Origin of the sequence: Atlantibacter sp. RC6, assembly GCF_014193285.1 — a bacterium.
In the GTDB taxonomy this organism is placed as follows: Bacteria; Pseudomonadota; Gammaproteobacteria; order Enterobacterales; family Enterobacteriaceae; genus Atlantibacter.
Genome location: NZ_JACHZE010000008.1, coordinates 18,275 through 36,560 on the forward strand (window position 1 = coordinate 18,275; position 18,286 = coordinate 36,560).

Sequence of the window (18,286 nt, forward strand, 5' to 3'; positions counted from 1 at the left end):
GGAATTTGCCTTTAGGCATGGGCTTAAAGTGCAGGCTTTCACGCCTGCGCCAGGCTAATCAGTTGGCGCTGGCTTTTCATTCCCGGCATTAGTTGCTCGAGCAACTCGATGAGCCTGTCGCCTGCCTCTTCCAGTGCGGATAACGGCATGGCCGGCAGGCTTTCGAGAATAAACCACATCTGCTGCGCCTCGCTGTCGAGGCGGGTTCTGACGCCCTGCCGCCAGTTCCAGCGCCGGCACGTCACGCCGATATCATCTCGCCAGATAACTTCGCCCGCGTCGGGGAATTCATGGGCTGGCATGCCGTCTTTCATGGTGTCAAACGGTTCGCTGCCTTCTGCCAGCGTCAGGCGCGGGCTGCCAACGTAAGCCGCATAATTTTCACCTCCTACCGGGATCGCATAGCGGATGCTAATGGCGTTATAGATATCCACCACGGGATCAATAGAGCCCAGGGTGCCATCTTTGAGAACGCGTTTGCGTAAGGCTTCAGCGGAACACGGCGTGCGCTTCGGTTTCGCGCCGAAGGCTTTAAACACCTCGCTCCATGCGTCGAGATGGTCCTGCGCCCAGGGGACATCCTGGCGAAGCATGGCGTCGCAGGCATCCTGCAACGCCTGCGTGGCAAGCGCTGGCGTGGCAATCGTCGCGGCTTCAACGCTGATACTCAGCGCGCGAAAACCGGGTGCGATGCGCGCCAGGGTGGAATCAATTGACGGGGTAACGGCTAGCATTGGATAATCCTGTATCGACTATTTTGTATCATGGTAGTGACCGATGACTGAAAAAGTCAATATAATGACCGAGAAAGGGGCGGATGTTTCGCACGTGAATCAGGCCGTGGCGAGCCGCATCAAGGCGTATCGCAAAGAGAAGAAACTCTCTCTCGATGAGCTTTCACGCCGCGCCACGGTAAGCAAAGGAATGCTGGTAGAAATCGAAAAAGGCAGCGCCAATCCCAGCATCGCCATTTTATGCAAATTGTCCGCCGCGCTGGGCGTTTCGGTCGCCGATATCGTTAATGTCTCCAGCGAACCGGCCATCCATGTTATCGAACCGGAGAAAATTCCGGTTCTCTGGAAAGGCGATCACGGCGGCAATGCGCGTCTGCTGGCAGGCACCGCAGGCCCAACGATGATTGAACTGTGGTGTTGGGTGCTGGAGCCAGGCGAGGCCTTTACTTCTCCGGGTCACCCTGCCGGCACCGTTGAACTGTTTCACGTTGACGAAGGCGTGTTGACCTTAACCGTGGATGAGAACGTCAGCGTGTTGCAGGCCGGCAGTTCGGCGGTAGCGAAAACCGAAGCCGCGCATCGATACGCTAACGAGCACACTACCCGTCTGGTGTTCACCATGACGGTGGCGGAATTTCATCACTAAACGAGGCGAAACACATGAGCCTGTTTCTCAGCAGTTTTATTTTTGAAAAGAAAGAATATGACCAGGAATTTTACCAGCTTGATGCGCTAATTGAATCTTACACCTTTACATTACCGGGGTTTATTGGCATGGAAAGCGTCACGGATTCAGTCAGCGGTAAAACCATCAATAACTACTATTGGCGCAATCGCGAAGATATGGACAAGTTGATGACCGAGATTAGCCATAAAAAAGCCAAAAACCAGAGCCAGAAATGGATTAAGGGTTATCAGGTCATCGTGGCTGAAATTCAGGGTGCGCATAACGCGAATCTTGAACATCCCCTTGCAGAATTCACTTTGCCTTACCGGCCATCGCGTTGAATAAACCAGGCCGCTCGAGGTGAGCGGCCTGATTCTGGTGTTGGCAATAATCAGTGGTGCAACATCTCATCCACCACCTGCTCTTTGGTGAGCTGGTAAGGGTAATAGGTCGGCCAGTTGTCCATCTCTTCCAGCAGCGCTTCCTGAGACGTGTTGCCCATAAAGATGTGGTAATGCGCGGACTTACGCGGCGCGATGATGTGATCGCTGAACTGGACGAATTTCGGCGCCTTGCTGCTGGCATCCTTACACTCAAACAGATAACGTACGCCTTTCTTGCCGGATTGATAGGTCAGGATTTTGTGTCCGGCGTAGTCATATTTACAGGCGTTCACGTTGTCGCCGATATGGAATTCCATCACACCGTTTTCGATGCCGATCATCTCCACATCCGTGATATACCCTTTACGATAGTACTCCTTGATCTCTTCAACGGTTTTCTGCTTATCTTTTTCGGCTTTCTTTTTGAATACCGGGTCCAGATCGCCGCTCTGTAAATACGGATAAACCGACTGCCAGACGCCGTCCCAGTCGGACAGATTACGGTCTTTAACATCTTTATTATCAAACACACCCTCGGCGGCTTTCTGCTCCATCTCGGACAGCGGTTTGCCGTGCGAATGACCGTGTGCCAGCACGTAACCATTGAACATAAGCGCACCCAGCGCCACAGCGATTTTAGAAAATTGACCTGCCAAAATACGTCCCTCATCCATTCCCAGAAAAAAGTTATAATATAACATAACATGTTTTTGGATGATGAAAAGCACCCGGCGCAAGTTTTTCGCGCCGGGTGCTTTATGAGAGGAGAAATAAGAGGGAAAAATTAGTGTTTAATCAAATACATCGTGCGGGTATAGGCCACGTCTTCCGGGTTATTGATCGGATAACCTTTGACCCAGGGCTTAATTAAACGCCCGTTGGTGTACTGATAAATTGGCGCAATCGGTGCCTGGTCAGCAATGATTTTTTCCGCATGGTTGTAATCACTGTTACGCGCTGCAAGGGTATTTTCCCGGCTGGCCTGCTCCAGCACTTTGTCATACGCCGGATCGTTGAAGCGCGAGATATTGCCGCTGTGGGTCGAGGTCAACAGTGAGAGGAAGGTTGACGGCTCGTTATAATCGCCCACCCAGGAGGCGCGGATCACATCGAAATTACCGGTATTGCGGCTGTCGATGTAGGTTTTCCACTCCTGGTTTTGCAGCTTCACATCTACGCCAAGATTCTTTTTCCACATCGAGGCCACCGCGATGGCGATTTTCTGGTGGTTTTCCGAGGTGTTATACAACAGCGTCAGTTTTAGCGGCTTGTTCGGGCCGTAGCCTGCGGCCTGAAGCAGAGTTTTGGCCTGCGCGTTCAGCTCCTGCTGGCTCATCTCCTCAAACATTGACGACGTCGGTTTGAAGTCCGCCGTCACGTCCGGCGTAAATCGCCAGGCCGGTTTCTCCCCGGTCCCCAGCACTTTTTCCGCCATAATGCGCCGGTCGATGGTCATACTCAGCGCCAGCCTGACCCGTCGATCCGCCGTCGGGCCTTTCTGGGTATTAAACGCGTAGTAATAGGTGCCAAGCTGCGGCGGCGTATACACCTGCCCGGGAATATCCTTCAGCAGCTTCTGGTACATGTTTTTCGGGAAGGATTCGGTGATATCAATATCGCCCGCCAGATAGCGTTTGGTGGCAGCGGATTCCTGGTTAATTGGAATAAACGTGACTTTGCTAATCACCGTTTTGCCGTTGTCCCAGTAGTTTTTATTCGGCGTCGCCACCAGCTTTTCGTTCACCACCCGTTCGGTCAGGGTATACGCGCCGTTGCCCACCAGATTGCCCGGTTTTGTCCACTCGCCGCCCCACTTTTCAATGGCGGCTTTCGGGGTGGGATAGAGGGAGAAATTGGCCGTCAAGTTCGGGAAATAAGGCACTGGCTTGTCCAGCTCCACCCGCAACGTGGCGGCGTCGGGCGCGGAGACGCCCAGTTTATCGGCAGGCATTTTGCCGTCGATAATCGCCTGGGCATTGGTGATGCCCGCCAGCGCGGCGAACCAGGCGAAAGGCGAGGTGTTTTTAGGGTCCACCAGGCGCTGCCAGCTATACACAAAATCCTGCGCGGTGACCGGCGTGCCATCGGACCAGCGGGCATCGCTGCGCAGGCTGAAGGTCCAGACGCGGTTGTCGCTACTCTGCCATTTGGTGGCGACGCCTGGCGTCAGTTCGCCTTTCTCGTTCTGGTTTACCAGTCCTTCAAACAGATCGCGGATCACCTGGATTTCCGGCAGCCCCACGGCTTTAACCGGATCCAGCGAGGCCGGTTCATCTTTAATATGGCGCACCAGCTCCTGTTTGTCCGCCAACACCGTGCCCTGTGGGACGTCCGCCGCAACAGCAGGCGTTAACGCACTCCCCGCCAGCAACACGCCGGATATGATTCGCACCGGTAATTCCATACCAACCCCCTAAACTCAACGATACCGACGCGTCTTTACAGGCGGCCAGCTGATTATTAATTGGCGTTAATTATTTGTTTTGACGTAGTGAAATGCAAACGCCGCCGACGATTTATCTTCAGAAATGTGGACAGGCGCAGGCAGTTGATTTCCGGGCGCTTTTGCTCAACACTCATCACATCATCCCTTCAAGGAAAGAGAGCTATGACAACGTTACGCCCTCGCTCGCAGCGTGGCCATTTCCCTCCGGGCGCGGAACGCTACGGAAAAAGCGTCTTAGGCGCGCCGCTGCTGTGGTTCCCGGCGCCGGAAGCCAGTGAAAATGCCGGGCTGATCCTGGCGGGCACCCATGGCGATGAAAACGCCGCCATGGTGACGCTCTCCTGCGCCCTGCGCGCCCTGGAGCCTAAACATCGTCAGCATCATGTGGTGCTGGCGGTCAATCCGGACGGTTGCCAGCTTGGCCTGCGCGCCAATGCGCACGGCGTGGATTTAAATCGCAACTTTCCGGCGGCTAACTGGAAGGCGGGCGACACGGTGTATCGCTGGAACAGCGCGGCGGATAAGCGCGATGTGGTGTTGTCCACCGGCGAAAAGCCCGGCTCAGAGCCAGAGACCGTGGCGCTGTGCCAGCTGATTCATCAGATTGCGCCGCGCTGGGTGGTCTCATTCCACGACCCGCTGGCCTGTATTGAAGATCCGGGCAGCAGCGCCCTCGGGCAGTGGCTGGCGCAGGCGTTCGATTTACCGCTGGTCACCAGCGTCGGCTACGCCACTCCCGGCTCCTTCGGCAGCTGGTGCGCAGACATCAACCTGCCCTGCATCACCGCCGAGTTCCCGCCTATTTCCGCTGACGAAGCCAGCGAGCGCTATCTTGACGCCATGACGGCGCTACTGCACTGGCAGCCTTACAGGTGAATCGCCCCGGTCGAGAAATTCAGCGCCGGCTCCACGTCTACCGCCAGCCACGTGGGGCCGTCGAGATCGGCGAAACGCGCCTGAACGCTTAACGGCAAAGCAGCGCTGATAGCGCGGGAGGTGCACAGCATGCAGCCAAGCATCACTTCAAAACCCTGCTCCCGCGCCGCCTCGCTTAACAGCAGCGCCTCGGTCAGGCCGCCGGTTTTATCCAGCTTGATGTTGACCATCTCATAGCGCCGCGTCAGCCCTGGCAGCGATGCCCGGGTATGGCAACTTTCATCGGCGCAGATCGGCAGCGGGTGGATAAAGTTTTCCAGTTGGCTGTCTTCTGCCGCAGGCAGCGGCTGTTCCAGCATCGCCACCCCCAGATCCGCCAGCAACTGGCAGCGTGCCGCCAGACCATCGGCGGACCAGGACTCGTTAGCATCGACAATCAGCGTCGCGTTGGGCACCGCAGCGCGGATCGCCACCATCCGTTCGGTAATCAGCCGGTCGTCGAGCTTGATTTTCAGCAGCCGTGCGCCTTTATCCCACAGCACCGCCGCTGAACTCGCCATCTGCTCCGGCGTGCCGATGCTCACCGTTTGCGCGGTCAGCACAAATTCCGGCAGCGTAACGCCGAGCAATCCGCTCAGCGGCTTCCCTTCACGACGCGCCTCCAGATCCCACAGCGCGCAGTCCAGGGCGTTGCGCGCCGCGCCGGCGGGAAGCAGTGTCTGAAGCGCCTCGCGGCTGGCACCGGCTTCCAGCGGTTCCACCACGGTCATGATTTGCGCCATCACTGATTCAACGCTTTCACCATAACGCGGATAAGGGGTACATTCGCCCACGCCCTTTACGCCGTCCTGCTCAATTTCCACCACCACAACCACCGCTTCATTGCGCGTCCCGCGCGAAATCACAAACGGCGAATGCAGGGGCCAGGATTCCTGATAGACCTTTACGCTGCGCATTTATTTAGCCTCTCCAATGGTTTGCTCCATTATAGCGAGCGAATTTACCGGCCGCCGAATCAGTTTTTTATATTCAACGCCTGAATGATGGCATACACTGTCGGCGACGTTAACTATATGTAAACAGGAAGATAACTATGTCACAAATCGTTCATTTTCAGGGCAATCCGGTATCCGTAGTCGGTCAGATCCCGGCGCAAGGTAGCAAAGCACAACCCTTCAGCCTGGTGGCAAAAGATCTGTCTGACGTTACGCTTGGCCAATTCGCCGGCAAACGTAAGGTCCTGAATATTTTCCCGAGCATTGATACCGGCGTGTGCGCTGCGTCAGTGCGTAAATTCAACCAGCTGGCGACCAGCGTGGATAACACCGTGGTGCTGTGCATCTCCGCCGACCTGCCGTTCGCCCAGTCCCGCTTCTGCGGCGCGGAAGGCCTGAGCAATGTCATCACCCTGTCCACTCTGCGTAACCCGCAATTCCAGCAGGACTACGGCGTGGGTATCGAAGAAGGCGCGCTGAAAGGCCTGACCGCTCGCGCCGTGGTGGTGATCAACGAGCAGGACGAAGTGGTATTCAGCGAACTGGTGAATGAAATCACCCATGAGCCGAACTACGACGCCGCTCTGGAAGCTCTGAAATAACAAAAGGGGGCGTTCAGCCCCCTTCTTCTTCACCTGAGATAGCGAATAATCGCTACTCTTCGCCCTTCTTCTGGCTTAAGCCATACTCACGCAGTTTGTTGGCAATCGCAGTGTGCGACACGCCGAGGCGCTTCGCCAGCTTGCGGGTGCTGGGATAACTACGATAAAGCTGGGTCAATACCGAGCGTTCGAAACGCCGGGTGATCTCGTCCAGCGAACCGTCCATCGCCTCTTCGCCAACCGGCAGCGATCCGGCGTCAAAGTCCGGCAGCAGGATATCCTGCGCGCGCAGTTCATAGCCTTCCAGTTGGGTCAGTGCGCGGTATACGGCGTTTTTCAGTTGGCGCACGTTACCCGGCCAGCCGTAGCGAGTCAGCATATTGCTCAGATCGCTGGATAGCTTGGGACGCGCCACGCCCTGTTCATCGGCAAAACGCGCCACAAACAGTTCGGTCAGCGGCATGATGTCCTGCGGACGATCGCGCAGCGGCGGCAGGTTAAGGGTCAGTACGTTAAGGCGATAGTAGAGATCCTCACGGAACGTGCCCTTCTGCACCATCTCCACCAGGTTTTTCTGCGTGGCACAAATCACCCGCACATCCACATGGACTTCGTGCTCCTCGCCGACGCGCCGGAAGGTGCCGTCATTCAGGAAGCGCAGCAGCTTGGTTTGCATACGCGGCGACATTTCGCCGATCTCATCCAGCAGTACCGAGCCGCCGTTGGCCTGCTCGAAGAAGCCTTTTTTACCTTCCGTCGCGTTGGCGTAGGCGCCCGGCGCGTGGCCGAACAGCTCGCTTTCCACCACGTCTTCCGGGATGGAGCCGCAGTTAAGCGCCAGATAGGGCTTCTCGGCGCGCGGGCTGGCCTGATGGCAGGCACGGGCCAGTTGATCCTTGCCGGTGCCGGTATCGCCAACAATCAGCAACGGCGCGTTGAGCATCGCGAATTTACGCGCCTGCTCCACCACCTGACGCATCCGCGGGCTGACCGCGACGATCTGGCTGAACGCGCTGGTATCCAGGCTCGACAGGTTTTGCAGCTGGCGGCCCATACGCACCGTGGAGCGCAGCATCACCACCGCGCCAATCAGCGTGTTCACGCCTTTATCTTCTTCCAGATGCACCGGCGTGATTTCCATCAGGAAGTTCTGGCCGCTGATGATCACATGTTCTGAATGGGAGTCCACCGGGTCGCTATCCAGCCAGCGCTGGAAGTTAAAGCTGTTAATCAGCGCACCGGCGTTATGGTTGCGCAGCTTCGCCTCGCTCATGGCGAACAGCGCGCAGCTGGCAGGGTTAGCCCGTTCCACTTTGCTTTTTAAATCCAGCGATAGCACCGCTTCCGGCAACGCTTCCAGTAGCGCTGCCAGGGCGCGGTTTTCCCGCTCTGACGGCATCCACGGCACGGTGCGCACGTCGGTCACGCCTGAGATGCGGCGAATTTCCGCCATCAGGCTGCTGAATGAATCAAAATCAAGGGTGGAAAAGTTGAGGTAGATACGCCCGATAGGGTCAATTTCGATGCCGCGCAGGTCAATGCTACGCAGCACCAGTAAATCCAGTAATTCTCGGGTAAGACCGATTCGGTCTTCGCAAAATACTTCCAGACGCATGGGGGTAACCTTCATGCTTAAGGGCCAATGACGGGGCGATGATACTCAAGATAACCTTCACCAGGAAGATGTCTGTCAACAATCATTGACAGTATGGCGGAAAATTGGGCGCTGCGCCGTAAAGTTAAACGTTCACAGCGCCGAAGGGTTAACTCTCACGCGGTTTCTTTTGCAGAGTTTCTTTGACCTGAGTCAGGAGCTGGCGGCGGAAATCACCGAGGCGCGGCTTATCATCAAGCCACGGCAGCGGGCGGCACAGCTCCATGGCCTTAATGCCGAGACGCGCGGTCAGCAATCCTGCGCCAATGCCCTGCGCTGCCCGTGCGGAGAGGCGTGCGGCCAGATCCTGGGACATCCAGTCCAGGCCGATTTCACGCACCATTTCGCTGGCGCCGGCGAAGGCGATATTCAGCAGCACCAGCCGGAACAGCCGGATGCGGCTAAAGTAGCCCAGCTCAATGCCGTACAGCGCAGCGATGCGGTTGATCAGACGTAAATTGCGCCAGGCGATAAACGCCATATCCACCAGCGCCAGCGGGCTGACGGCGATCATCAGCGTGGATTCCGCCGCCGAGCGGCTGATTTCACGCCGCGCCTGGCTATCCAGCACCGGCTGCACCAGATGCGCGTACAGCTCGACGATCTCCCGGTCGTTATGGGTTTCATGAATGGCGGCATACCAGCGCTGTAGCGCCGGATGGCCCTGATCCAGCCCGGCCTGGCGCGCCAGTTTTTCGCAAAACGCCCGGCCCTTGCCCATGCCGTGGCTGGTCAGCAACTCCCGCGCCTCATCGCGCTCGGTGGCGCGCTCGCGCAGACGGTGCAAACGCCGCCATTCGGTGCCCACCGCGCCAACGCCCGCCGCGACGATAAGCCCGCCCGCCGCCAGCCCGCCAAGGGCAATCCAGTCCTGGGTTTGCCACGCGGTGAGGGTCCACTGTACGCCCTGCGCCACTACGCTGGCGCCAAACAGCGCCAGCCCGGCGGTAACCATACGCCGCCACAGGCTGCGTCTGGGCCGCAGCGCGGCTTCCACCACGGCTTCGGCCTGGCCGTCGTCGGGATCAGGCGCAGTGGTCAGCGCCGGGGTGAACAGCTCCGCTTCCGGCTCGCTAAACGCCTGGGCGCTTTTGATCTGCGGTTCCCGGTCCGCCTGGAGCGGCTCGGCGAAATCGATTCGCGGTTTTAACGGCTCGCTCATCGCAATTTATCTCCTATTAAAAACTCCAGCGCCGCATCCAGCCGGATATGCGGCAACGGCGTATCCACCGTCATCCGCTGCGGGCGGAACTGTTCAAACTGGAACCCCTGATTTTCCCAGAAGGCGTTGCCCGGTAAACGCGCCGGGACTTCGCCAGGATAGACCGTCAGCGGCGCGCCGTCGCTTAATCGGTGACCGCGTAACGCCGGGATTTTTTCACCCTTCACGTCCACCAACCCGCTTTGCGTGGCCTGTACCGACGCCAGCCCGAGGCAGTCCATGCTGATACCTTCAAAGGCGGCATTTTGCCAGGCATCCTGCACCAGTTGCTGGAGCAGCGACACCATATTGGCGTGCTGATCGGCGGTGATATGGTCGGCTTTGGTGGCGGCAAACAGCAGCTTGTCGATCACCGGCGAGAACAGGCGACGAAACAGCGTGCGCTGCCCGTAATGGAAGCTTTGCATAAGCTGAGTCAATGCCAGCCGCATATCATTAAACGCCTGCGGCCCGCTGTTGAGCGGCTGCAGGCAGTCCACCAGTACAATCTGGCGGTCAAAGCGCAGGAAGTGATCTTTATAAAAGCCTTTAACCACTTTTTCGCAATAGTAGCGATAGCGTTCGCGCAGCATCCCGGCGTTGGTGGATTTATCCGCCTGGGCGAGACGCGATTCACCCACGCCGTCCACATCCGGCCAGGGGAAGAACTGTAGCGCGGGCGCGCCCGCCATATCGCCGGGCAGCACAAAGCGCCCCGGCTGGATAAAGTGCAGCCCTTCGCGTTTACAGGTATGCAGATAGTCGGTCCAGGCTTCAGCAATCGCCGCCAGACGGTTTTCATCGGCGGGCGCTAACGGATCGAGGCCGTCGCACAGCTTGCGCCACTGCTGCGACCAGCCTTCGCGATCCCCCTTGAGCAGCCCGGTCATCTGCCGCGACCAGCTCAGGTAATCCTGGGCCAGCATCGGCAAATCCAGCAGCCATTCGCCCGGGTAATCAACAATTTCCAGGTACAGGGTCGAGGTATCTTTAAAATGACGCAACAGGGATTCATTTGAACGATAGCGCAGCGCGAGGCGCATCTCGCTGACGCCGCGGGTGGGCGTTGGCCAGGCCGGCGGCTCGCCGTACAGCTGCGCCAGCCCTTCATCGTAGGTAAAGCGCGCCACGCCCAAATCGCGCTGCGGCACGCGCTTCACGCCCAGCAGCCGCTCTTCGCGCACCGCATTCAACAACGGCAGGCGCGCGCCGGCGTGGAGGTTTAACAGTTGATTCACCATGGCGGTGATAAACGCCGTTTTGCCGCTGCGGCTCAGGCCAGTGACGGCCAGCCGCAGATGGCGATCGACGCCGCGGTTGACCAATGCATTGAGTTCAGTCTTGATTCGCTTCATCGTCATCCTGTTTTCGAGCAAGCGTATTGATAAGGCTATTATGGGGATGATTTAGCGGTCAGGCACGTCCCCGTTGTGCCCTTGCGATGCGTTTTTTGTCAATCAGGGTTTGATATTGCGCGACAATCGGGTCGCCAGTCGCTTTAACAGCGGTTCGAGGGCGAAAGCTAACAGCATTTTAACCGGCCGGCGCGCGACCGACTTCACCGCCCAGCCTGCGACGCCCGCAGGCCCGTAACGCAATGCGCCGAGAATGATCAGTTTACCGGCCAGTTTCAGGCCGGGACGCGCTTTCACAGAAGCCTGCTGCCAACGGGTTGGTTTCATTCGCTCTCCAGTTAAGAGTTAAAGCTGACGAAAACGGCTGCGCAACGTGAAGGTGTCTGAGGTCACGTAGCGCTCCATGGCGCGTAAGCGCTGCTCGGATTCAGCCAGTTGGGCATCGGCGTCGTTCAGCAAATCGCTGCTGCGCGGCGCGCCTTCGCCCTGCTCTGCGCCTTCCGGCATCGGGTCGAGAATAAATGTCAGGGCGATGTACGCCACCAGGGTAAAAAAGAACAGACCAAAAAACATCGACAGCACCACGATCAGGCGCACCAGCTTCACCGGCACGTCGAGATACTGAGCGATGCCCGCGCATACCCCTTTAACCATGCCCTGCTGGGGAATACGCCACAGTTTGCGATTTCCAAAAGAGGAGCTCATTAGTCGTTTCTCCAGTTAGGGTGTTCAGCATCCAGGATCTGCTCCAGCGACTGAATGCGTTCGCGCATCCGGCGAGCCTCTTCAGTCAGTTGCGCCAGGCGCTGCTGCTCGCTCTGGGTTAACTCGCTGCGCGAGCTGCGGTTGCTGTAGTGCAGCCACAGCCAGATCGGCGCGACGAACAGCACGAAAATGGTTAGCGGGATGGCGAGAAAAAGTGCGCTCATGTGTACTCCTTGACAGTAAAGGCGCTGCGGCGCTTCACTCCGCCGCAGCTATTTTATTATTCAACGTCGCGCTGTACTTTGGCTTTAAGCGCAGCCAGTTGGGCGCTGATTTCATCGTCCGCTTTGAGATCGGCAAACTGCTGATCAAGATTTTTTTGTTTGCCAAAACGCTGGCTTTCGGCTTCTGCTTCCATGTGATCGATACGGCGCTCAAACGATTCGAAACGCGCCATGGCTTCATCAATTTTGCCGCTGTCGAGCTGGCGGCGCACGTCGCGGGATGACGATGCGGCCTGGTGGCGCAGGGTCAACGCCTGCTGGCGAGCGCGAGTTTCCTGAAGTTTGTTCTCCAGTTCGCCGATTTCGGTTTTCATCCGCGCCAGGGTTTCGTCAACCTGCGTGGCTTCGTCGCTCAGTACCGTGATCAGGTCGGTCAGCTTTTGTTTTTCGATCAGCGCCGCACGGGCTAAATCGTCTTTATCTTTACGCAGCGCCAGTTCGGCTTTTTCCTGCCACTCGGCCTGCTGGGCGGTCGCCTGTTCAATGCGACGGCTGAGCTGTTTCTTTTCAGCCAGCGCGCGCGCGGAGGTGGAACGCACTTCAACTAAGGTGTCTTCCATTTCCTGAATCATCAGACGCACCAGCTTTTGCGGGTCCTCTGCTTTTTCCAGCAGGGAGTTGATGTTGGCGTTCACGATGTCGGCAAAACGAGAAAAAATACCCATAACTCAATCCTCTTTGATTATCCGGGCGTCACGCGCCCTGCTCGATTTCGTTTTAACTAATACAAACATCGTGCCAGTTTTATAATTTATTGTTTTTACTGGATTTGAACAGATTGCCGTCAGGTATGATATCTTTAATGGTAGTCATATCCACCAACAAGTGGTCAATTTCATCATGGCAGAATACAAAGATAACTTGATTGGCGAGGCCAATAGCTTCCTGGAAGTACTGGAACAGGTATCGCGGCTGGCGCCACTGGATAAACCGGTGCTGGTGATCGGTGAGCGCGGCACCGGTAAAGAGCTGATTGCCAGCCGCATTCACTTTCTGTCGCGCCGCTGGCAGGGGCCGTTTATTTCTTTGAACTGCGCGGCGCTGAATGAAAATTTGCTCGATTCCGAGCTGTTTGGCCATGAAGCGGGCGCGTTTACCGGCGCGCAGAAGCGCCACCCAGGCCGGTTTGAGCGCGCCGACGGCGGAACGCTGTTTCTCGATGAGCTGGCGACCGCGCCAATGATGGTCCAGGAAAAGCTGCTCAGGGTCATCGAATATGGCGAGCTGGAGCGCGTAGGGGGCAGCCAGCCGTTACAGGTCAATGTGCGTCTGGTGTGCGCCACCAACGCCAGCCTGCCGGAGTTAGTCGAAGAAGGGAAATTCCGCGCCGACCTGCTGGATAGGCTGGCATTTGATGTGGTTCAGCTCCCGCCGCTGCGCGAGCGACGCAGCGATATCATGCTGCTGGCCGAACAGTTCGCTATCCAGATGTGCCGCGAACTCGGCTGGCTGTTGTTCCCTGGTTTTACCCCAGAGGCGGAGCAAACCCTGTTGGACTACGGCTGGCCAGGCAATATCCGCGAGCTGAAAAACGTGGTGGAGCGTTCGATTTATCGCCACGGCACCAGCGATACGCCGGTGGATACCATTATTGTCGACCCGTTTTCCCGTCCCGCGACGCTAAAAGCTGAAACGGCGGATAACGGCTTGCCCACCCTGCCGCTCGATTTACGCCAGTGGCAACAGCAGAGCGAAAAAGCGCTGGTGGAAGCCAGCCTGGCGCAGGCGAAGTACAATCAGAAACGCGCCGCGCAGTTACTGGGGGTGACTTATCACCAGCTACGCGCCCTGTTGAAAAAGCATCAGATCGCCGCCCAGTGATGGCTTTTGCACCAACTGGCGCAGAGATTTTTCCCTGGCCCCACTAAGTGCGATACACTTTGACTATTGGTCAAAATAACTCAAAAACTTATGCGCGTATTTTTGTCTTCCCTGATAATGGCGCTCGGCATTTCTGGCGGGTATGCCCATGCGGCTCCTGCCCCAAAACCCCTTGCCGATATTCGCCAGAGCGGGTTTGTCTATTGCGTCAACGGACAGGTAAATACCTTTAATCCACAAAAAGCGGGGAGCGGTCTGACCGTTGATACCCTGGCCGCGCAACTGTATGACCGGCTGCTGGACGTCGACCCTTATACCTACCGGCTGGTTTCCGAACTGGCGGACAGTTGGGAAGTTTTGGATAACGGCGCGACCTATCGCTTTCACCTGCGCCGAAACGTGCAGTTCCAGACCACCGCCTGGTTTACGCCGACCCGTCCGCTCAATGCGGATGATGTGGTATTCAGTTTCCAGCGTATTTTCGATCGCAATAATCCCTGGCACAGCGTTAACGGCGCGAGCTATCCCTATTTCGACAGCCTGCAATTTGCCGATACCGTGAAAAGCGTGCGTAAAATTGGCGAATACAGCGTTGAGTTTCGCCTCGCCCAGCCCGATGCCTCGTTCTTATGGCATCTGGCGACCCATTACGCGTCGGTGATGTCGGCGGAATACGCGGCGAAACTCACTAAGGCCGATCGCCAGGAGATGCTGGACCGCGAACCGGTAGGCACCGGCCCCTTTAAACTGCGTGAGTACCGAGCCGGGCAATTTATCCGCCTGGCGCGTCACGATAACTTCTGGCGCGGTAAGCCGCTGATGCCTCAGGTGGTCATCGATTTGGGTTCCGGCGGCACCGGGCGTTTATCAAAATTGCTCACTGGCGAATGCGATGTGCTGGCCTGGCCTGCCGCCAGCCAGTTGTCGATTTTACGCGACGACCCGCGCCTGCGCCTGACGCTACGCCCCGGGATGAACATCGCCTATCTCGGATTCAATACCAATAAAGCGCCGCTGAATAACCCGGCGGTACGCCACGCGCTGGCGCTGGCAATCAATAATCAACGCCTGATGCAGTCGATTTATTACGGCACCGCCGAAACCGCCGCCTCAATTTTGCCGCGCGCGTCGTGGGCCTACGATAACGATGCGAAAATCACTGAATACGATCCCGCCAGGGCCAAAGCGCAGCTTGAGGCGCTGGGGGTGCAGAATTTAACCCTGCAACTGTGGGTGCCGACCAGCTCTCAGGCCTGGAACCCCAGCCCGCTAAAAACCGCCGAGCTGATTCAGGCCGATCTGGCCCAGGTGGGCGTGACGGTGGTGATCGTGCCGGTCGAAGGCCGTTTCCAGGAAGCGCGGTTGATGGATATGAATCACGATCTCACGCTTGCCGGCTGGGCCACCGACAGTAACGACCCGGACAGTTTTTTCCGTCCGTTGCTGAGCTGCGCGGCCATTCGCTCCCAGAGCAACGTGGCGCACTGGTGTAATCGGGAATTTGACGAGGTGCTGCAAAAAGCGCTCTCCTCCCAGCAACTGGCGGCGCGCATCGAAGCCTACGATGAGGCCCAGCGGATGCTGGCGAAAGAACTGCCGGTGCTGCCGCTGGCGTCTTCCCTGCGTCTGCAGGCATCGCGCTATGATATCAAAGGGCTGGTATTGAGCCCGTTCGGTAATGCGTCATTCGCTGGCGTATCCCGGGACGAGGCGGAGGTGAAAGCGCCATGATTATTTTTACCCTGCGTCGCTTATTGCTGTTGCTGGTGACGCTGCTGTTTTTAAGTATCGTCGGCTTCTGCCTGAGCTATTTTACACCGCACGCCCCGCTTCAGGGCGCATCGCTGTGGAACGCCTGGTGGTTCTGGTTTGACGGCGTGCTGCACTGGGATTTCGGCGTGTCCAGCATTAACGGCCAACCGATTACCGCCCAGCTGCGGGAAGTTTTCCCGGCCACCATGGAGCTGTGCATTCTGGCGTTTGGCTTTGCGCTGCTGGTGGGTATCCCGGTGGGGATGCTGGCGGGGATTTTGCGCAATAAATGGCAGGACACCTTTATCAGCGGGCTGGCGCTGGTGGGCCTGTCGATTCCGGTATTCTGGCTGGCGCTGTTGCTGACGCTATTTTTCTCGCTCACCCTGGGCTGGCTACCGGTGTCCGGGCGCTTCGACCTGCTGTATGAAGTAAAACAGGTGACCGGTTTCGCGCTGGTTGACGCCTGGCTGTCGGATTCGCCGTGGCGCGATGAGATGATTATCAGCGCCATGCGCCATATGGTGCTGCCGGTGCTGACGCTGGCGCTGGCGCCGACGACCGAAGTGATCCGCCTGATGCGCATCAGCACCATCGAGGTGTTCGATCAAAACTATGTGAAAGCAGCGGCCACGCGCGGCCTGTCGCGGATCACCATTTTGCGCCGCCACGTGTTGCATAACGCCCTGCCGCCGGTGATCCCGCGTCTGGGCCTGCAATTCTCCACCATGCTGACGCTGGCGATGATCACTGAGATGGTATTTAGCTGGCCGGGGCTGGGGCGCTGGCTGATTAACGCTATCCGCCAGCAAGATTTTGCGGCGATTTCCGCTGGCGTGATGGTGATTGGCGCACTGGTGATCGCGGTTAACGTGCTGTCGGATATCCTCGGGGCCATGGCGAACCCGCTGAAGCATAAGGAATGGTATGCCCTACGATAATGTTTACAGCGAAAAGCGCCCACCGGGGGCATTACGTACGGTATGGCGCAAATTCTATGGCGATACCATGGCGATGGTCGGCCTGTACGGCTGCGCCGGGCTGGTGCTGCTGTGCCTGTTTGGCTCGCTGTTTTCCCCTTACGACATCAACCAGCAGTTTCTGGGTTATCAGTTGCTGCCGCCGTCATGGTCGCGCTATGGCGAGGTGTCGTTCTTTTTAGGCACCGATGATTTAGGCCGCGATGTATTAAGCCGCCTGCTGAGCGGCGCGGCCCCTACCGTCGGCGGCGCGTTCGTGGTGACGCTGGGCGCGGCGATCGTCGGGTTAGTGCTGGGCGTTATCGCCGGGTCCACCCACGGGCTGCGCTCAGCGCTGCTGAACCATATTCTCGATACGTTGTTGTCGATCCCTTCCCTGCTGCTGGCGATTATCGTGGTGGCGTTTGCCGGGCCGGGGCTGTCCCATGCGATGTTCGCGGTGTGGCTGGCATTGCTGCCGCGCATCGTGCGTTCGGTTTACAGCATGGTGCATGACGAACTGGAAAAAGAGTACGTGGTAGCGGCCCGCCTTGACGGCGCATCAACCCTGAATATTCTCTGGTTCGCAGTGTTGCCGAATACCGCGTCGGTGTTTGTCAGCGAAGTGACGCGCGCGCTGTCGATGGCGGTGCTGGATATCGCCGCGCTCGGCTTTCTCGATCTCGGCGCGCAGTTGCCCTCGCCCGAGTGGGGAGCAATGCTGGGGGATGCGCTAGAATTGATTTATGTCGCGCCGTGGACGGTCATGCTGCCCGGCGCCGCCATTATGGTCAGCGTGTTGCTGATCAACCTGCTTGGCGAAGGTATCCGACGCGCCATTAATGCGGGAGTGGAATAATGCCGTTACTTGATATCCGTAATCTCACCATCGAATTTAAAGCCGGTGACGAGTGGGTAAAAGCTGTCGATCGCGTCAGCATGACGCTGGCCGAGGGGGAAATCCGTGGGCTGGTCGGCGAATCGGGTTCCGGTAAGAGTTTAATCGCCAAAGCGATTTGCGGCGTGACCAAAGACAACTGGCGCGTGACTGCTGACCGAATGCGGTTTGACGATATCGACCTGCTGCGCCTGTCGGCGCGGGAGCGTCGGCGGCTGGTGGGCCATAACGTGTCGATGATCTTCCAGGAGCCGCAGTCCTGTCTTGATCCCTCTGAGAAAGTGGGCCGCCAGCTGATGCAGAACATTCCCGCCTGGACCTGGAAAGGCCGCTGGTGGCAGCGCTTCGGCTGGCGCAAACAGCGCGCCATCGAGCTGCTGCATCGGGTGGGGATTAAAGATCATAAGGACGCGATGAACAGCTTCCCGTATGAGCTGACCGACGGGGAGTGCCAGAAAGTGATGATCGCCATCGCGCTGGCCAACCAGCCGCGCTTGCTGATCGCCGATGAGCCGACCAACGCCATGGAGCCCACCACTCAGGCGCAGATATTCCGGCTATTGACCCGGCTGAATCAGAATAACAACACCACGATTCTGCTAATCAGCCATGATTTGCAGATGCTCAGTCAGTGGGCGGATCGCATTAACGTGATGTACTGCGGCCAGACGGTGGAAACCGCGCCGAGTGAAGAGCTGATCACCATGCCGCATCATCCATATACCCAGGCGTTGATCCGCGCGATTCCCGATTTCGGCAGCGCGATGCCGCATAAAAGCCGCCTGAATACGTTACAGGGCGCGATCCCGCTGCTGGAACAATTACCGATTGGCTGCCGCCTGGGGCCACGTTGCCCTTACGCCCAGCGAAAATGCGTTGAAACGCCGCGTCTGGCCGGGCCGAGAGGCCATCTTTTCGCCTGCCATTTCCCGCTAAACATGGAGAAAGAGTGAA

20 protein-coding genes are annotated in these 18,286 nt (G+C 57.8%); 9 read left to right on the top strand and 11 right to left on the bottom strand.

The features are described 5' to 3' along the window. Positions 1-38 precede the first annotated feature (38 nt). Positions 39-734: a B3/4 domain-containing protein gene (locus FHW74_RS16700; protein ID WP_183171501.1), complete on the bottom strand. Its 696-nt coding sequence runs from the start codon at positions 732-734 to the stop codon at positions 39-41. A gap of 43 nt (positions 735-777) precedes the next feature. Here FHW74_RS16700 and FHW74_RS16705 point away from each other — a divergent pair, with 43 nt between their 5' ends. Beyond that, complete coding sequence (locus FHW74_RS16705; protein ID WP_183171502.1) at positions 778-1,380, top strand: helix-turn-helix transcriptional regulator; 603 nt, start codon at positions 778-780, stop codon at positions 1,378-1,380. Between the two features lie 14 nt (positions 1,381-1,394). Further along, positions 1,395-1,742, top strand: a complete 348-nt coding sequence (locus FHW74_RS16710) for a hypothetical protein (protein ID WP_183171503.1) — start codon at positions 1,395-1,397, stop codon at positions 1,740-1,742. A 50-nt stretch (positions 1,743-1,792) separates the two neighbouring features. On the opposite strand, the gene zinT is transcribed toward FHW74_RS16710, so the two are convergent. Together zinT and FHW74_RS16720 are read right to left on the bottom strand one after the other, a co-directional pair. Beyond that, on the bottom strand, positions 1,793-2,440 hold the full coding sequence (zinT, locus tag FHW74_RS16715) for a metal-binding protein ZinT (RefSeq protein WP_255459935.1): 648 nt from the start codon (positions 2,438-2,440) through the stop codon (positions 1,793-1,795). 128 nt (positions 2,441-2,568) lie between these two features. Further along, positions 2,569-4,188: an ABC transporter substrate-binding protein gene (locus FHW74_RS16720; RefSeq protein WP_183171505.1), complete on the bottom strand. Its 1,620-nt coding sequence runs from the start codon at positions 4,186-4,188 to the stop codon at positions 2,569-2,571. 204 nt (positions 4,189-4,392) lie between these two features. Here FHW74_RS16720 and mpaA point away from each other — a divergent pair, with 204 nt between their 5' ends. Continuing rightward, entirely contained in the window at positions 4,393-5,106 is a 714-nt protein-coding gene (gene mpaA, locus FHW74_RS16725) for a murein tripeptide amidase MpaA (protein WP_183171506.1), read from the top strand. Here the strand turns inward: mpaA and ycjG are convergent. Next, a complete protein-coding gene (gene ycjG / locus FHW74_RS16730; protein ID WP_183171507.1) occupies positions 5,097-6,062 on the bottom strand; it encodes an L-Ala-D/L-Glu epimerase in 966 nt (321 codons plus the stop codon). The two genes, mpaA and ycjG, sit on opposite strands and share 10 nt — an antisense overlap. Positions 6,063-6,199: 137 nt before the next feature. Between ycjG and tpx the strand changes: the two genes are divergently transcribed. Then, positions 6,200-6,703, top strand: coding sequence for a thiol peroxidase (gene tpx / locus FHW74_RS16735; protein ID WP_161658871.1), 504 nt, complete (start codon positions 6,200-6,202; stop codon positions 6,701-6,703). Between the two features lie 52 nt (positions 6,704-6,755). On the opposite strand, the gene tyrR is transcribed toward tpx, so the two are convergent. The 7 genes from tyrR to pspA form a co-directional block, all read right to left on the bottom strand. Next, on the bottom strand, positions 6,756-8,318 hold the full coding sequence (gene tyrR / locus FHW74_RS16740; RefSeq protein ID WP_183171508.1) for a transcriptional regulator TyrR: 1,563 nt from the start codon (positions 8,316-8,318) through the stop codon (positions 6,756-6,758). A gap of 148 nt (positions 8,319-8,466) precedes the next feature. Further along, positions 8,467-9,519, bottom strand: a complete 1,053-nt coding sequence (locus FHW74_RS16745) for a YcjF family protein (protein ID WP_183171509.1) — start codon at positions 9,517-9,519, stop codon at positions 8,467-8,469. Continuing rightward, the gene (locus tag FHW74_RS16750; RefSeq protein ID WP_183171510.1) at positions 9,516-10,913 is read right to left on the bottom strand and encodes a YcjX family protein; all 1,398 of its coding nucleotides are present in this window, start codon (positions 10,911-10,913) and stop codon (positions 9,516-9,518) included. Before FHW74_RS16750 ends, FHW74_RS16745 begins: the two co-directional genes overlap by 4 nt. A gap of 102 nt (positions 10,914-11,015) precedes the next feature. After that, a complete protein-coding gene (gene pspD / locus FHW74_RS16755; protein WP_183171511.1) occupies positions 11,016-11,240 on the bottom strand; it encodes a phage shock protein PspD in 225 nt (74 codons plus the stop codon). A gap of 18 nt (positions 11,241-11,258) precedes the next feature. Beyond that, positions 11,259-11,618, bottom strand: a complete 360-nt coding sequence (pspC, locus tag FHW74_RS16760) for an envelope stress response membrane protein PspC (protein ID WP_183171512.1) — start codon at positions 11,616-11,618, stop codon at positions 11,259-11,261. After that, positions 11,618-11,842: an envelope stress response membrane protein PspB gene (pspB, locus tag FHW74_RS16765; RefSeq protein WP_125294389.1), complete on the bottom strand. Its 225-nt coding sequence runs from the start codon at positions 11,840-11,842 to the stop codon at positions 11,618-11,620. The genes pspC and pspB overlap by 1 nt, the downstream gene beginning before the upstream one ends. Positions 11,843-11,898: 56 nt before the next feature. Then, positions 11,899-12,567, bottom strand: coding sequence for a phage shock protein PspA (gene pspA / locus FHW74_RS16770; protein ID WP_183171513.1), 669 nt, complete (start codon positions 12,565-12,567; stop codon positions 11,899-11,901). A gap of 175 nt (positions 12,568-12,742) precedes the next feature. On the opposite strand from pspA, the gene pspF reads away from it, so the two are divergent. From pspF to sapD, 5 genes are all read left to right on the top strand, one after another. Further along, the gene (pspF, locus tag FHW74_RS16775; RefSeq protein WP_183171514.1) at positions 12,743-13,723 is read left to right on the top strand and encodes a phage shock protein operon transcriptional activator; all 981 of its coding nucleotides are present in this window, start codon (positions 12,743-12,745) and stop codon (positions 13,721-13,723) included. A gap of 90 nt (positions 13,724-13,813) precedes the next feature. After that, positions 13,814-15,454 carry an ABC transporter substrate-binding protein SapA gene (gene sapA / locus FHW74_RS16780; protein WP_183171515.1) on the top strand — a complete coding sequence of 547 codons (1,641 nt, stop codon included), beginning with the start codon at positions 13,814-13,816 and terminating at the stop codon, positions 15,452-15,454. Further along, positions 15,451-16,416, top strand: a complete 966-nt coding sequence (gene sapB, locus FHW74_RS16785) for a putrescine export ABC transporter permease SapB (protein WP_183171516.1) — start codon at positions 15,451-15,453, stop codon at positions 16,414-16,416. The genes sapA and sapB overlap by 4 nt, the downstream gene beginning before the upstream one ends. Then, positions 16,403-17,293 carry a putrescine export ABC transporter permease SapC gene (gene sapC, locus FHW74_RS16790; protein ID WP_183171517.1) on the top strand — a complete coding sequence of 297 codons (891 nt, stop codon included), beginning with the start codon at positions 16,403-16,405 and terminating at the stop codon, positions 17,291-17,293. The genes sapB and sapC overlap by 14 nt, the downstream gene beginning before the upstream one ends. Beyond that, a complete protein-coding gene (sapD, locus tag FHW74_RS16795; RefSeq protein WP_183171518.1) occupies positions 17,293-18,285 on the top strand; it encodes a putrescine export ABC transporter ATP-binding protein SapD in 993 nt (330 codons plus the stop codon). Before sapC ends, sapD begins: the two co-directional genes overlap by 1 nt. The last annotated feature ends 1 nt before the right edge of the window (position 18,286 follow it).

What these genes read in the sequence shown, in the direction of transcription:
- FHW74_RS16700 (WP_183171501.1), bottom strand. Translation starts at nt 734, where the DNA reads ATGCTAGCCGTTACCCCGTCAATTGATTCCACCCTGGCGCGCATCGCA.
- sapC (WP_183171517.1), top strand. Translation starts at nt 16,403, where the DNA reads ATGCCCTACGATAATGTTTACAGCGAAAAGCGCCCACCGGGGGCATTA.
- pspA (WP_183171513.1), bottom strand. Translation starts at nt 12,567, where the DNA reads ATGGGTATTTTTTCTCGTTTTGCCGACATCGTGAACGCCAACATCAAC.
- FHW74_RS16710 (WP_183171503.1), top strand. Translation starts at nt 1,395, where the DNA reads ATGAGCCTGTTTCTCAGCAGTTTTATTTTTGAAAAGAAAGAATATGAC.
- pspB (WP_125294389.1), bottom strand. Translation starts at nt 11,842, where the DNA reads ATGAGCGCACTTTTTCTCGCCATCCCGCTAACCATTTTCGTGCTGTTC.
- FHW74_RS16750 (WP_183171510.1), bottom strand. Translation starts at nt 10,913, where the DNA reads ATGAAGCGAATCAAGACTGAACTCAATGCATTGGTCAACCGCGGCGTC.
- sapB (WP_183171516.1), top strand. Translation starts at nt 15,451, where the DNA reads ATGATTATTTTTACCCTGCGTCGCTTATTGCTGTTGCTGGTGACGCTG.
- FHW74_RS16720 (WP_183171505.1), bottom strand. Translation starts at nt 4,188, where the DNA reads ATGGAATTACCGGTGCGAATCATATCCGGCGTGTTGCTGGCGGGGAGT.
- mpaA (WP_183171506.1), top strand. Translation starts at nt 4,393, where the DNA reads ATGACAACGTTACGCCCTCGCTCGCAGCGTGGCCATTTCCCTCCGGGC.
- tyrR (WP_183171508.1), bottom strand. Translation starts at nt 8,318, where the DNA reads ATGCGTCTGGAAGTATTTTGCGAAGACCGAATCGGTCTTACCCGAGAA.
- sapA (WP_183171515.1), top strand. Translation starts at nt 13,814, where the DNA reads ATGCGCGTATTTTTGTCTTCCCTGATAATGGCGCTCGGCATTTCTGGC.
- pspC (WP_183171512.1), bottom strand. Translation starts at nt 11,618, where the DNA reads ATGAGCTCCTCTTTTGGAAATCGCAAACTGTGGCGTATTCCCCAGCAG.
- pspD (WP_183171511.1), bottom strand. Translation starts at nt 11,240, where the DNA reads ATGAAACCAACCCGTTGGCAGCAGGCTTCTGTGAAAGCGCGTCCCGGC.
- sapD (WP_183171518.1), top strand. Translation starts at nt 17,293, where the DNA reads ATGCCGTTACTTGATATCCGTAATCTCACCATCGAATTTAAAGCCGGT.
- FHW74_RS16745 (WP_183171509.1), bottom strand. Translation starts at nt 9,519, where the DNA reads ATGAGCGAGCCGTTAAAACCGCGAATCGATTTCGCCGAGCCGCTCCAG.
- FHW74_RS16705 (WP_183171502.1), top strand. Translation starts at nt 778, where the DNA reads ATGACTGAAAAAGTCAATATAATGACCGAGAAAGGGGCGGATGTTTCG.
- tpx (WP_161658871.1), top strand. Translation starts at nt 6,200, where the DNA reads ATGTCACAAATCGTTCATTTTCAGGGCAATCCGGTATCCGTAGTCGGT.
- pspF (WP_183171514.1), top strand. Translation starts at nt 12,743, where the DNA reads ATGGCAGAATACAAAGATAACTTGATTGGCGAGGCCAATAGCTTCCTG.
- ycjG (WP_183171507.1), bottom strand. Translation starts at nt 6,062, where the DNA reads ATGCGCAGCGTAAAGGTCTATCAGGAATCCTGGCCCCTGCATTCGCCG.